The organism is Nocardia neocaledoniensis, assembly GCF_029868625.1.
In the GTDB taxonomy this organism is placed as follows: Bacteria; Actinomycetota; Actinomycetes; order Mycobacteriales; family Mycobacteriaceae; genus Nocardia; species Nocardia neocaledoniensis_A.
Map to the genome: position 1 here is coordinate 26627 of NZ_JARWOJ010000067.1, position 13838 is coordinate 40464.

Below are 13838 nucleotides of genomic sequence, written 5' to 3' on the forward strand. Positions count from 1 at the left end.
AAGAGCAGTGCTCTCACTTTCCGGTATGTCGGATTCCCCTGAAGTATTGCCACGATGAAATGTAGTACATATGCTACATACCATCGAAGGTCGATGACTGGGAGGACTCATGGCTTCGAGCAACGGCGTTGTTCTCGACGTCCGTCAACTGCGTATGCGGTATGCCGAGACGGATGTGCTGCACGACGTGACATTTCAGGCCGGGCGCGGGGAGGTGCTCGTGATGCTCGGGCCCAACGGCGCGGGCAAAACCACCACGATCGAGATCCTCGAGGGGTTCCGCAGGAGGTCGGCCGGTCAGGTCGAGGTGCTGGGGACCGATCCCGAACACGGTGACGAGCAGTGGCGGGCGCGGATCGGCGTCGTGCTGCAGTCCTGGCGTGATCACGCCAAATGGCGGGTCCGCGAACTGCTCACCCATCTGGGCACGTACTACCGCCCCTACGCGACGGCCCGCACCCAACGACCCTGGGACACCGACCAACTCATCGAGCTGGTCGGACTCACCGAGCTGGCCGACGCCAAGATCGCGACCCTCTCCGGTGGACAGCGGCGCAGGCTGGATGTGGCGATCGGCGTCGTGGGCAAGCCGGACCTGCTGTTCATGGACGAACCGACCGCGGGTTTCGACCCGGCGGCGCGGCGCGACTTCCACGACCTGGTGCACCGGCTCGCCGACCTGGAGGAGACCACCGTGCTGCTCACCACGCACGACCTCGACGAGGCCGAGAAGCTGGCCGACCGGATCCTGATCCTGGCCGGTGGTCGCGTCATCGCCGACGGCTCGCCCGATGAGCTGTCCCGCTCGATCGCCGGCGAGGCGCAGGTGAGCTGGACCGTCGACGGGCAGCGCTTCGTGCATACCACCACCGAGTCGACCAAGTACGTGCACGAGCTGTTCAAGCAGCACGGCGAGGCGGTCGGCGACCTCGAGGTGCGGCGCGCCTCCCTCGAGGACACCTACATGACACTGGTCCGGCGCGCGGAATCCGGCGAGGACGCCGCCCCCGTCCACACTCTCGCGGAGGTCACCCGATGAACGCGATCCGAATCGGCATCAGCCGCGGCCTGATCGAGCTGCGGCAACAGTTCACCAACGCGACGGACCTGATCGGTCAATTCCTCACCTCCGCCATCACAATCGGGGTGTTGTTCCTGCTGCGCGACAAGATGTACGGCGAGAGCGGCATGTCGGTCGCCGAACTCGCCGTGCCGGGTCTGCTCGGCAGCATCATCGCGTTCAACGGCATGTACGCCCTGCTCAACGTGCTGGTGCAGGACCGCGAGGACGGCACGCTGCTGCGCGCGAAGGCGGTGCCGAAGGGCATGGTCGGCTATTTCGTCGGCAAGATCGTGGCCACCGCGGGCTCGGTGCTCGCGCAGGTCGTTATCGTGCTCGGGGTGGGCATGGTGATCATCGGCGGCTCCTCGCTGAGCGGAGCGGGAGCGGTGGCGACCTTCGCGTGGGTCGTCGCGCTCGGCCTGCTGGCCGTGTTGCCGTTCGGCGCGATCCTCGGCAGCTACCTCGACACCAGGTCGGCCTTCCTGCTCACCATGCCGCTGATGGGACTGATCGCCGTCTCCGGCATCTTCTATCCGATCACCGCGCTGCCCGGCTGGCTGCAGGCGGTGGGCCAGGTGTTCCCGATGTACTGGCTCGGCCTCGGCATGCGCTCGGCGTTGCTGCCCGCCGACGCGGTCGCCATCGAGCTCGGACAGTCCTGGCGTCATCTGGAAACCGTTGCGGTACTGGGTGCCTGGGCCGCCGTTGGCCTGCTGCTCGCACCGGTGGTGCTGCGCCGGATGGCTGAGCGCGAGTCGGGCGCGACCATGGCGGCGCGAAAGGAAAAGGCGATGCAGCGTGCCTTCTGAGGTCATCTACAACCGCATCGCGATGCTGCGCGCCGAACGCGGCATCTCGCGACGGGACCTGGCCGAGGCGCTGGGTGTGCACTATCAGACCGTCGGCTACCTCGAGCGGGGCGAATACAGTCCCAGCCTGCATCTGGCCCTGCGGATCGCGGCCTATTTCGAGGTGGCGGTGGAGGTGGTGTTCGCCACCGAGCCGTTCCCCCGGCTCGGCGCCGAGACCGCGTGAGACGAACCGCCCGGCAGCTCATGCCGGGCGGTTTCGTCCGTGCGGGTCAGCGCTGACCGTCGCGCATCAGCTCGAAGGTGGAGATCGCCTTGCCCGCGGCCTCGCTGGCGGCGACGGCCTTGCGCCAGTACGACTGCGCCAGGTGCGAGAAACCCGCGTCGACGCCGACTTCCTCGCTGGCGTCGATGATGTGCTGCGCGCCGGCGTCCATCATCTTCAGGCTGGCCAGATCGGCCCAGCCGCCTGCCGCGTTGGCCTTCGAGAACTCCGTCATGAAGTGCGGGAAGGCCTCGCTCGCCCGGATCGCGAACGGGACGAACCCGGTGATGTCGTGGCCCGACTTCGCGATCACCGCCGTGGCCTGGTCGAAGGCGAGCAGCCACGGATGGAAGATGGTCAGCAGGGCCTGGTAGTAGATCTGGGCCAGGCCGTCGTCGGCGCCCAGGTACTCCTGCGGGCTCAGCGGGCGCAGCAGTTCGGCGTGCGCGTCGAACACCGCCTTCGGGCCGCTGTAGAAGATGTAGGACGCGGGGTGCACGAGGTTGTCGCCCGCCGACATCACGCCACCGGAGATGAACTCGGCGCCGCGCTCACGGACCCAGGCCGCGCCGGCCCGCGCCTTCTCCGGCGAATCCGAGGACAGGTTGGCGATCACCTTGCCCGCCAGCGCCTCCGGTGCCTGGCCGAGGACGTCGTACATGGCGGCGTAGTGGGTCAGGCTCAGGACCGACACCTCGTTGGCGGCGAGCGCCTCGGCGACCGTCTCGGCGCGCTTGGCGCCCAGCGCCACCATGGCGTCGACCTTGGCGGTGCTGCGGTTCCACACGGTCACCTCGACGCCGGCGTCCAGGAACGCCCGCACCATGGCCTGGCCCATCGGGCCGAGGCCGAGCACGGAGACGGAGCGGGGGGTGTTCTGCTCGGACATGGGGTGTCCCTTCGATTCTCGTTGCTTGCTGGTTCGGCGCCGAGATCAATGGTGGTCGCGTCGGTATCGTCGGGGAAGACCGAACGTCGACGTGCGGTTGCTTACCCAGAGGTTCGAAATACGGTCAGAAGGGCGCCCCGAAGATGAGCAGTGACGTAGATCACGATGTGTGCGGCATGAGTTTGGCCATCGACGTCGTCGGCGGCAAGTGGCGACTGCACCTGATGTGGGTGCTCGGCGACGGCCCGCAGCGGTTCGGGCAGATCCGGCGGATGCTCGACGGCGTCAGCGAGAAGGTGCTCGCCGAGAACCTGCGGCACCTGGAGAGCACCGGCGTGGTGCACCGCGAGATCTATCCCGAGATCCCGCCCCGGGTCGAGTACTCGTTGACGCCGCTCGGCGAGACCCTGCGCCAGGCGCTCGTCCCGCTCGAACAGTGGGGTGACGCCCACCGCGCGGAACTGTCCGCGCCCGCCCCGGTGCCCGCGCCACCGCGCCCCGCCACCAGCATCGCGATCTGAGCCGCTACCAGCGCTCCGCCGCGATGCGCTCGCCGACGCGCTCGAGCAGCTCCGCCGCGTGCGCGATCGACAGTCCCGGATCGGGTTCGAGGTCGCTCAGCGCGTAGCACCCGGCGAACCCGGCGGCACGGATCTCCCCCGGCGACAACAGCGTCCGCCCGACCGCGGCGACGACCGGAACCCCGGCCGCCTTGGCCGCCGCGGCGACCCCGACCGGCGCCTTGCCGTGCATGCTCTGGTGATCCAGCGAGCCCTCCCCGGTCACCACCAGCGCGGCACCGCCGACCAGGTCGGGGAATTCCAGCAGCTCGAGCAGCACGTCGATGCCGCTGCGCACCTGCGCGCCGAGCACGGCCAGGACGCCGAATCCGGTGCCGCCCGCGGCGCCCGCCCCACCGATCTCGGCGTAGCCGGTGCCGAGCACGGCCGCCCAGTTGGTGAGCGCGGCTTCCAGCTCGAGCATCTGTTTCGGGCCCGCGCCCTTCTGCGGCCCGAACACCGCTACCGCACCGGCCGGGCCGAGCAGCGGGTTGTCCACATCGCAGGCGAGGGTGAACCTGGTCCGGGCGATCGCCGGATGCAGGCCTGCCCGATCGACCGAGGCCACGGTGTCGAGCAGCGTCACTACGTCGCTGGCGGCGCCGTCCAATTCGACGCCGTCGCGATCGAGCAGCCGCAGCCCGAGGGCGCGCAGCAGGCCGGATCCGCCGTCGGTGGACGCGCTGCCGCCGAGGCCGAGCACGATCTCCTCCGCCCCGTTGTCGAGCGCGTGCGCGACGACGACACCGAGGCCGTAGGTGTTCGAGCGCAGCGGGTCGAGCCTGCCGCGCAGTTTCGCCGCGCCGACGGCGGCGGCCAACTCGACGACCGCCGTCCGCTCGTGCACGGCGTACACCGCGCGCGACGGCTCGCCGACCGGGCCGGGGGCGGCCACCTCCACCCGCCGCCAGCCCGCCGCGACGAACGCGTCGACCATTCCGTCACCGCCGTCGGCGACCGGCACACAGCGCACGTCGGCGCCGGGGTCGGCGCGCCGGATCCCGGCCGCGAGGGCCGTGGCGACCTCGGGCGCGGTGAGGGAACCCTTGAACTTGTCCGGGGCGAGCACCACACGTGGTCCATCGGTCATCCCGACATTGTCCCCTTCCAGTAGTTTCGACGCATGGCGACCGAGGTCCGGAAAAATGCCGCGCTCGAGCGGTTCGAACTCACGGCCGACGGGGTGCCCGCCGGTTACATCGAGTATCAGGACACCGGGGCCGAACGCGCCCTCGTGCACACCGAGGTCTTTCCCCGGTTCGAAGGGCAGGGACTGGCGAACGTTCTGGTCAAGCACGCCTTGGACGCCAGCCGCGGCGAGGGCTTCGAGGTGCTGCCGCTGTGTCCGATGGTCCTGCACTTCATCACGACCCACCCCGATTACATCGCACTGGTGCCGCAGCGGGCCAGGGCCCTGTTCGGATTGCCTCAGTAGTTCGCGACCGCGGCGTCGACCGCGCGCTGCAATTCGTCCTTGACGAGGCGCGCGATGTCGGCGGGCCGCTGCGGCAACTCGAGCACGGGCGCGCGGAAGTAGAAGCTCGCCGAGCGCACCTGCTCGGCGGTCGGTTCCAGATGCGGTCCGTAACTCATGGCCAGCGCCACCAGCGCCGGTGGCGCGTCCAGCTTGGCCGCGCGGAAGGCGATGTGCCCGATCCCGCTGCCCACGGCCTGGACCTTCGCCGGATCGGCGTCGTTGCAGGTGCCCTCGGGGAAGATCGCCAGGTGGTCACCGGCGGCCAGCCGCTGCGCGCACACGTCCATCATGCGCTGACCTGCGGCGTTGACCGCTCTGATCCCGTGGTCCTTGCCGCGGAAGACCGGGATCCCGCCCATCATGTCGACCTTGCGGCGCTGCTCCGCGTCGAGGAACAACTCGTCCTTGGCCAGCACCCGCACACGCCCGATCTTCGTGCGCAGCGGGGAGCGCCATGCCGTCGCCGCGACGGTGTACGGGTCGCTGGTGGAGAGGTGGTTGATGGCGTAGATCACCGGACGACCGCTGCGGAGCAGGGCCTTCAACTGCTGTTTCGCGCCCTCGGCGAAGCTCACCCTCGGCCGGAAGCGGCGGGCCAGCACGGCATAGGACGCCAGCGCCTTCCAGCGGTTCTGCTGATGTCGCAGGTAGTAGTCGTACACGGCGTCGCTGTCTTCGAGAACAACCTCGGGCGAGTGCATGCCGCGACCCTACCGGGCGCGCCCGCGGCCGGTCGGAGGAGAAATTTTCCGGTCCGGAGCCGTCGCCGGGGAGCGCGCGACGCCCGTCCAGTGCGATGATGGCTCGGTGGCACCACGCGGAGACGACCCGGACGAGCGCCGGACTCGCGACGGGCACGGCGATGACCGGCGGCGCGGGCAACCCGCGGTGGGCGTGCGCGCCGGCAACCTGCTGGTGTCGGCGATCGACCTGGTGGAACCGACCTTCCGGCGCACCGTGGTGTACGTCATCGAGCACAACGACGCGGGCAGTCTCGGCGTCGTGCTGAACCGGCCCAGCGAGACGCCGGTGCGCGATGTGCTGCCCGCGTGGAGCGCGCTGGCCGCGGCGCCGACCGACCTGTACATCGGCGGGCCGGTGAAACGGGACGCGGCGCTGTGCCTCGGCACGCTGCGCACCGGGGCCGACATCTCCGATGTCCGCGGGCTGCGGCGGGTCGACGGCCGGGTGGTCCTCGTCGACCTGGACGCCGATCCGGCCGAGATCGGGCCGCTCGTCGAGGGCGTCCGGATCTTCGCCGGGTACGCGGGCTGGTCGATGGGTCAGCTCGACGGCGAACTCGACAACGACGACTGGGTCGTGGTCTCGGCGCTGCCCTCGGACCCGCTCGCCACCGACCAGCACGATCTGTGGGCGGCCGTGCTGCGCCGTCAGCCGCTGCCGCTGGCCCTGCTGGCCACGCATCCGATTGAACTCGAGCGCAACTGACCCCGTTACTCCTTCGAACAGGCAGGAGTGACACCCATGAATATCGACGAGCAGTGAGCACGGCCGCCGATGGACGACGGTCGCGACGAACTGATGCGCGCGCTCTACGCCGAGCACGCGCCCGCCCTGTGGCGCTTCACCCTCGGCCTCACCCGCGATCCCGGCCGGGCCGAGGACATCGTGCAGGAGACCCTGCTGCGGGCCTGGCAGCGGCCCGCGGTGCTGGAACAGACCGAGACCTCGCCGCGCGCCTGGCTGTTCACCGTGGCGCGTAACCTCGCCGTCGACGAACACCGCAGCGCCCGCCACCGCCGCGAGTTCGGCACCGATACCCCGCCGGAGCAGGTGAGTCCCGACCAGTCCGATCGGGCGCTGGACGGCTGGCTGGTCGCCGACGCGCTCAGCAAGCTGAGCCCGGATCACCGCGAGGTGATCGTGCGCGCCTACTATCGCGGGCTCGGCATGCAGCAGATCGCCGACGAGCTCGGCATTCCGCCGGGCACCGTGAAATCCCGGCTGCACTACGGCATGCGCGCGATGCGCCTGGCCTTACAGGAGATGGGGGTGACCAACAGATGACCGATCTCGCCGACGAGTACAGCACCTGGGACGCCGCCTACGTGCTCGGTTCCCTCGGCGCCGCCGAGCGCCGCGAATTCGAGGCCCATCTGCGCGATTGCCCGCACTGCCAGAACGCCGTCGCCGAGCTGGCCGGGCTGCCCGGCATGCTCGCGCTGGTCGACCGCGACACCGCGCTGTCGATGATCGAATCGCCCGAGCCCGCGACGTCCGCCGCTCCCGACCTGCTGCCCACCCTGGCCGCGGCGGCCGAGCGGCGCAGGCGGCGTACCCGCCTGCTCGGCATCGGCAGCGCGGTGGCCGCGGTCGCCGCGACGGTGGCGGTCGCCGTGCCGGTGACGATGACGGTCGCCGGGTCCGACTCGCCCACCGAGCAGGTCGTTGCCCAGCAGCAGATGCGCGCGGTCGAGCAGACCCCGATCACCGCCGAGGTGAAACTGGTCCGCGACGGCGACCGCACCCGCCTGGTGATGACCTGCCGCTACGGCGGCGTCGACTACGGCTACGGCACCGCCTACGACTACGGCCTGGTGGTCACCGTGGACGGCGAGCGAATCCCGTTGGACCAGTGGCCCGCCGGGCCCGGCACCGAACTGACCGTCGACCGCACGATCGACGCAGCGCCGGAATCCGTCGACGCCGTGGAGATCACGTCGGTGGATTCCGGGCGCACCGTCCTGGTCGCCCAGGTGTGAACGCCGAAGATCCGGCCACCCGCGCGGGGTGGCCGGATCCGTTGACGCCCGATCAGTCAGCTTGCTTGCGGAAGATGGACTTCGACCAGAGGTAACCGCCGCCGGCGATCACGGCGCACCAGGCCAGCGCGACCCAGCCGTTGACGCCGATCTCGGTGCCCATCAGCAGCCCGCGCAGGGTCTCGGTGATAGGGGTGAAGGGCTGGTACTCGGCGAACTGGCGCAGGCCGATCGGCATGGTGTCGGTGGCCACCAGGCCGCTGCCGAGGAACGGCATCATCACGATCGGAAACGGTGCGTTGCTCGCGCTTTCGGGGTTGGGCGAGAGCAGGCCGAGCGCGATGGCCAGCCAGGCGAAGGCGAAGGTCACCAGCATGAGCAGGCCGAGGGCGGCCACCCATTCGACCGGGTTCGCGGTCGGCCGGAAGCCGATCAGCAGCGCGACGCCGGTCATCACGGCCATGCCGCCCAGCGCCTGGATGAGCGTGCCGATGACGTGCCCGGTGAGCATCGAGGACTGCGAGATCGCCATCACCCGAAAGCGATTCACGATGCCCTTGCTCTTGTCGGTGGCGATGGAGACCGCCACCGAGACCGTCATGTACGCGGGCAGCAACAGCAGCATGCCCGGCGCCAGATAGTCGATGTACTCGCCGCCGGAGGACTTCTCCAGCGCCCCACCGAAGACGAAGTTGAACACCAGCAGCAGGACGGTCGGCATGATGAGGATGCCGAACACCATGCTCGGGTAGCGCTTGGCGTGAATGATGTTGCGCCGCAACATCGTCATGGTGTCCGCGAGCGCATGGTTCGAAACGGTCGGTGTGCTCATGCCAGAGACTCCTGCTCAGTGGTGGCGCGGCCGGTGAGGGTGAGGAAGACGTCGTCGAGATTCGGGGTGTGCACGGAGATGCCGCCCGCTTCGATGTGCTCGGCGTCGAGCAGGTCGAGTACCGCGCGCAGCGAGCGCACGCCGCCGTCGCTCGGCACCGCGAGGGTGAGCCCGTCGCCGCCCTCGAGGACGCGAGCGGTCGAGCCGAACGCGTACTGGGCGGCGGTCATGGCCCGCTGATCGGCGAAGTCGATGCGGATGTGGCCGCCGGGGATCAGGCGCTTGAGTTCGGCCGCGGTGCCCTCGGCGACGATGCTGCCGTGGTCGAGTACGGCGATGCGGTCGGCCAGCTGGTCGGCTTCCTCGAGGTACTGGGTGGTGAGGAAGACGGTCACGCCGCGGTCGTCGACCAGCGTGCGGATGATGTCCCAGATGGCGCGGCGGCTGCGCGGATCGAGGCCGGTGGTCGGCTCGTCGAGGAAGATCACCCGCGGGTCGCCGACCAGTGTCATGGCCAGATCGAGCCGTCGGGTCATGCCGCCGGAGTAGGTGCTCGCGGGCTTGTCAGCCGCCTCGATCAGGTCGAACCGGTCGAGCAGTTCGGCGGCGAGGCGGCTGGTCTCGCGGCGGGGCAGATGGTTGAGATCGCCCATCAGGTGCAGGTTCTCGCGGCCGGTCAGCAGTTCGTCGACCGCGGCGAACTGCCCGGTGACGCCGATCAGTTCACGTACCCCGTCCCGCCCGGTCACCACATCGTGGCCGCCGACGGTGATCTCGCCGCCGTCGGCGCCGATCAGCGTGGTGAGGATCTGCACGGTGGTGGTCTTGCCCGCGCCGTTGGGGCCGAGCAGGGAGAAGATCGTGCCCTCGGCGACGGTGAGGTCGATGCCGTCGAGGACCGTGTGCTCGCCATAGGCCTTGCGCAGGCCGCGTGCGGTGATGGCCGAGTTGACCATGGTCGTCCCTTTCCAGAGAATTGCATTCATTGTTGCGAATAAGCGCATGAGTTACCCACACAGCCCCTCCGGGGCTGCGGTGCTGGTTGTCGGTGTGTGGTTGTCGCGAGCCGCTAGATGTCGAGCTCCTCGATCTGCGGATGCGAGTAGATGTCCTCGACCTTGCGGTAGAGCTTGTCCGGGACGCGACCCTTCAGCGCCGCGACGTCGTCGAGGATCTCGTATTCGTAATCGCCCCAGTCCCAGGGCCGGTCGCCGATGCCGAACATGCGGCGCCAGTACTTCCAGTCCTTCATGTCACCGGCCGCCTCGCCGGTGGGGTAGTCCTTCCACAGGGCCGTGTGCGTGTGCAGCACGAGCTTGCCCTTGCGGCTGCGGTAGACCTTCTGATCCAGGACGCGCTCGTCGCCGACATCGCGCCACTCGCCCAGCAGGGAACCCTGGAAGCGCACCTGCCGCACGCCGTCACGGCCGACCTGCAGGACGATCTCGTCGAACCCCGCCTGGCGACCTTCCTCCAGGTCGATGAAGCGACGCAGCGCGGTGACGACCGCGCCGGACAGATTTCCGCCGACGAGTTCCTGCGCGCGCTGGAACAGCGACAGGTCGTCGTCGGAAACGTAGATCGTCTTGTTGGGCATGAACTCACTATACGTAGATGTATACGTACAAGCAAGAGGGAACTTCGCGGCCCGGTGAACCGTCCTCGGCGCGGCGCCGTATCACTCGTGTACGGACGATCCGTCCGTCGTCGTCCGCTGGACACGGCGGGCGTGTCAGGAGGAGGGCCGATGCCGGGCCGAGTGGTCGACTATCTGGTGGACATGATCGCCGATCTGGGGATCACCCATATCTTCGGGGTCGACGGCGCCAATATCGAAGACGTCTACGACGCGATCTTCGACGCGAACGGGCCGGTGGGCGTCGTCGCCAAGCACGAGTTCTCCGCCGCCACCATGGCCGATGGGTACGCCCGCAGCACCGGCGGGCTCGGCATCGTCGTCGCCACCTCGGGCGGTGGCGCGATGAACCTGGTGGCCGGGCTCGCCGAGTCCTACACCTCGCGGGTGCCCGTCCTCGCGCTGATCGGACAACCACCGACCAGCCTGGAAGGGCGCGGCGCCTTTCAGGATTCGAGCGGACTGGCCGAATCCATCGACGCGGCAGCACTGTTCGCGACCGTCAGCCGATACTGCGCGCGCGTCGACGACCCGGCCGAGCTGCCTGGACATCTCGCGGCGGCGGTGACCGCGGCGAAAGGCGGCGGCCCCGCCGTCCTGCTACTGCCCAAAGATGTTCAGCAACAATCCATGCCGATCGATCCGCCCGCTCCGCCGAGCAGGGCGACTCGGCCCCGCGCTGCCGACGGTCATCCGACGGTCGCCGAACTCGCCGCCGAACTCGCCGCCGCCCGGCGCACCGGCAAGATCGTGCTCATCGCCGGTGACCAGGTCGCCCGCGACGACGCGCGCGCCGAACTGGCCGAACTCGTCGCCGCGCTCGACGCCTCGATCGGCCTCGCGCCCGACGCCAAGGACGTCTACCCGAACACCGGGCCCGGCTACTGCGGCGTGGCGGGCAGCATGGGCCACGCCGAACTCGTCGAGGCGCTGCGGTCGGCCAGTGCCTGCCTGCTGGTCGGCACCCGCCTCCCGGTGACCGCCCGCGCCGGCCTCGACGCACTCCTCACCGAACTTCCCGTCCTCAGCATCGGGGTGCTGCCGCCGCATCCGGCGGCGCGCCACCTCGACGGTCCCGACCTCGCCGCGACCATCACCGAGCTGCTCACGCGGCTAGGCACCGCCCCGGCCCGCGGCGAGGCGGCGGCCGACCTCACCCCGATGCCGGTGCCCGCGGCCGACGGTCCCGGCCTGCGGTATCGCACTGTCGTCGAGGCGATTCAGCGCGAACTCCCCAGCGGCGCGGACATTTTCGTCGACGCGGGTAACACCGGCGCGGCCGTGGTGCATTACCTACGGGTGCCCGAGGACGGACGATTCGTCGTCGCCCTCGGGATGGGCGGCATGGGATACGCCTTCGGCGCGGGCATCGGGTCCGCGTTCGCCCGCCGCCACGCCGCCGACGGTCCGCATCGCACGATCGTGATCGCCGGCGACGGCTCGTTCTACATGCACGGGATGGAGCTGCACACCGCCGTCGAACACGACCTGCCCGTCACCTTCGTGGTGTTCAACAACAACGCGCACGCCATGTGCGTCACCAGAGAACAGCTTTACTACCGAGATCGCTACAGCTTCAACAGGTTCCGTAGCACGCACCTCGGCGCCGGCATCGCCGCCATGTTCCCGGGGCTGCCCGCGCGCACCGTCGCCGAGCCCGGCGAACTCGCCGCAGCCCTGCGTGCCGGTGTCACCGCCACCGGCCCGTCCTTTCTCGAAATCCTGTGCGACCCCGACGAGATACCGCCGTTCCTGCCCTTTCTGTCGACCATCGACGCTTCGAGGAGTACCCCGTGACCACCAGCGCCCTGCCCGCCCTCAGCGACATCCCCGACGCGGTGATCCCCGGCGTCCTGCGGATCGAGAACTCCGACCGGGACGCCACGACGCCGATCATCATGGACATGCTGCGGTCGGTGTACCCGCACGATCAGATCTACGGCGACTACTGCCCGGTGCAGACCTACATCGCCGCACCACCGCGCGAGGTCTTCGAGTATCTCGCCGACACCCGCTCGCTCGAGGAATGGACCTACAGCCTGCGCGGATTCACCGAGACCGACGAGCCGGGGCTGTGGCTGTCCTATGACCGGCTCGGCGATGCGACCAAGTGCTACACCAGAACCGTCGCCCACCCCGACGCCATGACCGTGGACTACCACTGCGCCTGGGACCAGTCCGAGCACCTGTGGATGATCTACCTGATGCGGGTGGTCGACGCGCAGGTGGTGTTCGACAAGCCGGGCTCGGTGGTGCTGTGGGTCAACTGCAAACACCCCTTCTACGACGAGAACGGCTATCCCGAGACAGCGCCGCCGAAGCGGCCGGTGTGGGTGGGCGATTTCTGGGAGATGTTCTCCGCCGGGCACCAGCTCGAGCTGGACAACCTCAAGGCCATCTGTGAATACCGCGCGGCGCACGGGCTGCCGATCAAGCCGGAGTGGATGCGATGAACCTCCCGACTGTCAGCCTCGTCGACGTCGCGAGCTACCTGCCCGGCGACCCCGTCCCGACCGAGTACTTCACCCAGTTCTCGCGTTCCGACCGGATGGCCAAGAACGTGATGTTCCGGTCCCCGACCGGCCGTCATCACGTCTCTCGTGACGAAACCGCCGTCGACATGGCCGAACGGGCCTTCGCGGCGCTGCGCGAACGGCACGGTGACGGCCTCGCCGGCGAGATCGACATCATCATCACCCACACCCAGCTCCCCGACAATCCGGTGCTCGGCGCCGGTCCCGAGCTCGCGCGACGGCTCGGCGCGAAGCCGGCGCACGTGTTCGACGTGCACAACGGCGGCTGCGCGGCCTTCGTGCACATGATGTCGCTGGCGCGGATGATCATGGCCACCAGCGATGCCCGCACCGCGCTGATCGTCGCCACCCAGAACTGCGCCGGACCGGTGTTCACCCAGCCCGAGATCCGCAAGCTCGCACAGGCGCCGGTGCCGGGTGACGGCTGCGGTATCGGCTTGCTGCGCAAGGACGACACGGCGCCGATCCTCGACATCGAATGCCGCACCTACCCCGAATTCGCCGGTGACATGGACTTCTCCACCAACGGTCCACGCAAGTACTGGGAACCGGGCGAGGGCCAGGGCTGCGTGAGCTTCACCGAATCGAAGATCACCAAGGTGTTCGCGCGCGGCAATCGCCTCGTCCCCGAGGTGGCGCTGGCGGTCTGCGACCACATCGGCGTGAAGGGGCGCGATATCGACACCTTCGTCACCAATCAGCCCAACCGGCTGTTCCTGCGCAACTGGCACGACGCGCTCGAACTGCCCGCCGAACGTCATCCCGACACGTTCGACCGGTGCGGAAACCTGTTCGCCGCGGGCATTCCCGTCACCCTGGATGTGGAGAACCGGGCCGGACGCCTACGCAACGGGTCGGTGGTGCTGCTGTCGGCGTTCGCGCACGCGGGTGATTTCGCCGGCGCCGCCGCCGTGCGCTGGGGCGCGGCGCGATGACCGTGCGGCTGGGGGGAACCGGGGTGCCCGCCCCCCCGGTGCCCGGCACGCTCTCGACCAGAATGGCCGCGATGGTCTGCGGACCCTCCGCCTGCACGACCCGCTCCAGGTGCCG

17 protein-coding genes are annotated in these 13838 nt (G+C 69.3%); 11 read left to right on the plus strand and 6 right to left on the minus strand.

What is annotated here, in order from left to right; translation table 11 throughout:
* Positions 1-109: 109 nt before the first annotated feature.
* Genes QH270_RS04150 through QH270_RS04160 form a run of 3 tightly spaced genes read left to right on the plus strand, consistent with a single transcriptional unit; the run spans position 110 to position 2098 of the window.
* On the plus strand, positions 110-1039 hold the full coding sequence (locus tag QH270_RS04150; protein WP_280338974.1) for an ABC transporter ATP-binding protein: 930 nt from the start codon (positions 110-112) through the stop codon (positions 1037-1039).
* Complete coding sequence (locus tag QH270_RS04155) at positions 1036-1872, plus strand: ABC transporter permease (RefSeq protein WP_280338975.1); 837 nt, start codon at positions 1036-1038, stop codon at positions 1870-1872. Before QH270_RS04150 ends, QH270_RS04155 begins: the two co-directional genes overlap by 4 nt.
* Complete coding sequence (locus tag QH270_RS04160) at positions 1862-2098, plus strand: helix-turn-helix transcriptional regulator (RefSeq protein WP_232995771.1); 237 nt, start codon at positions 1862-1864, stop codon at positions 2096-2098. Before QH270_RS04155 ends, QH270_RS04160 begins: the two co-directional genes overlap by 11 nt.
* A 46-nt stretch (positions 2099-2144) precedes the next feature.
* Here QH270_RS04160 and QH270_RS04165 read toward each other — a convergent pair whose 3' ends face one another.
* Positions 2145-3026: an NAD(P)-dependent oxidoreductase gene (locus QH270_RS04165; protein WP_280338976.1), complete on the minus strand. Its 882-nt coding sequence runs from the start codon at positions 3024-3026 to the stop codon at positions 2145-2147.
* Between the two features lie 143 nt (positions 3027-3169).
* Between QH270_RS04165 and QH270_RS04170 the strand changes: the two genes are divergently transcribed.
* Complete coding sequence (locus QH270_RS04170) at positions 3170-3547, plus strand: winged helix-turn-helix transcriptional regulator (RefSeq protein WP_110037761.1); 378 nt, start codon at positions 3170-3172, stop codon at positions 3545-3547.
* 4 nt (positions 3548-3551) lie between these two features.
* Here QH270_RS04170 and QH270_RS04175 read toward each other — a convergent pair whose 3' ends face one another.
* The gene (locus QH270_RS04175) at positions 3552-4676 is read right to left on the minus strand and encodes a glycerate kinase (protein ID WP_280338977.1); all 1125 of its coding nucleotides are present in this window, start codon (positions 4674-4676) and stop codon (positions 3552-3554) included.
* Positions 4677-4709: 33 nt separating this feature from the next.
* Between QH270_RS04175 and QH270_RS04180 the strand changes: the two genes are divergently transcribed.
* The gene (locus QH270_RS04180) at positions 4710-5021 is read left to right on the plus strand and encodes a GNAT family N-acetyltransferase (RefSeq protein WP_280338978.1); all 312 of its coding nucleotides are present in this window, start codon (positions 4710-4712) and stop codon (positions 5019-5021) included.
* Here the strand turns inward: QH270_RS04180 and QH270_RS04185 are convergent.
* The gene (locus QH270_RS04185) at positions 5015-5764 is read right to left on the minus strand and encodes a lysophospholipid acyltransferase family protein (protein ID WP_280338979.1); all 750 of its coding nucleotides are present in this window, start codon (positions 5762-5764) and stop codon (positions 5015-5017) included. The two genes, QH270_RS04180 and QH270_RS04185, sit on opposite strands and share 7 nt — an antisense overlap.
* 106 nt (positions 5765-5870) lie before the next feature.
* On the opposite strand from QH270_RS04185, the gene QH270_RS04190 reads away from it, so the two are divergent.
* From QH270_RS04190 to QH270_RS04200, 3 genes are all read left to right on the plus strand, one after another.
* Entirely contained in the window at positions 5871-6512 is a 642-nt protein-coding gene (locus QH270_RS04190) for a YqgE/AlgH family protein (protein ID WP_280338980.1), read from the plus strand.
* Positions 6513-6581: 69 nt separating this feature from the next.
* A complete protein-coding gene (locus tag QH270_RS04195; protein ID WP_280338981.1) occupies positions 6582-7091 on the plus strand; it encodes a sigma-70 family RNA polymerase sigma factor in 510 nt (169 codons plus the stop codon).
* Positions 7088-7786 carry a zf-HC2 domain-containing protein gene (locus QH270_RS04200; protein ID WP_280338982.1) on the plus strand — a complete coding sequence of 233 codons (699 nt, stop codon included), beginning with the start codon at positions 7088-7090 and terminating at the stop codon, positions 7784-7786. Before QH270_RS04195 ends, QH270_RS04200 begins: the two co-directional genes overlap by 4 nt.
* A gap of 52 nt (positions 7787-7838) precedes the next feature.
* On the opposite strand, the gene QH270_RS04205 is transcribed toward QH270_RS04200, so the two are convergent.
* From QH270_RS04205 to QH270_RS04215, 3 genes are all read right to left on the minus strand, one after another.
* On the minus strand, positions 7839-8618 hold the full coding sequence (locus QH270_RS04205) for an ABC transporter permease (RefSeq protein WP_280338983.1): 780 nt from the start codon (positions 8616-8618) through the stop codon (positions 7839-7841).
* Positions 8615-9574, minus strand: a complete 960-nt coding sequence (locus QH270_RS04210; protein WP_280338984.1) for an ATP-binding cassette domain-containing protein — start codon at positions 9572-9574, stop codon at positions 8615-8617. Before QH270_RS04210 ends, QH270_RS04205 begins: the two co-directional genes overlap by 4 nt.
* 113 nt (positions 9575-9687) lie before the next feature.
* Positions 9688-10215 carry an EXLDI protein gene (locus QH270_RS04215; protein ID WP_110037770.1) on the minus strand — a complete coding sequence of 176 codons (528 nt, stop codon included), beginning with the start codon at positions 10213-10215 and terminating at the stop codon, positions 9688-9690.
* A 150-nt stretch (positions 10216-10365) separates the two neighbouring features.
* On the opposite strand from QH270_RS04215, the gene QH270_RS04220 reads away from it, so the two are divergent.
* Genes QH270_RS04220 through QH270_RS04230 form a run of 3 tightly spaced genes read left to right on the plus strand, consistent with a single transcriptional unit; the run spans position 10366 to position 13723 of the window.
* Entirely contained in the window at positions 10366-12051 is a 1686-nt protein-coding gene (locus QH270_RS04220; protein ID WP_280338985.1) for a thiamine pyrophosphate-binding protein, read from the plus strand.
* The gene (locus tag QH270_RS04225; protein WP_280338986.1) at positions 12048-12707 is read left to right on the plus strand and encodes an SRPBCC family protein; all 660 of its coding nucleotides are present in this window, start codon (positions 12048-12050) and stop codon (positions 12705-12707) included. The genes QH270_RS04220 and QH270_RS04225 overlap by 4 nt, the downstream gene beginning before the upstream one ends.
* Positions 12704-13723: a 3-oxoacyl-ACP synthase III family protein gene (locus tag QH270_RS04230; protein ID WP_280338987.1), complete on the plus strand. Its 1020-nt coding sequence runs from the start codon at positions 12704-12706 to the stop codon at positions 13721-13723. Before QH270_RS04225 ends, QH270_RS04230 begins: the two co-directional genes overlap by 4 nt.
* Positions 13724-13838 lie beyond the last annotated feature (115 nt).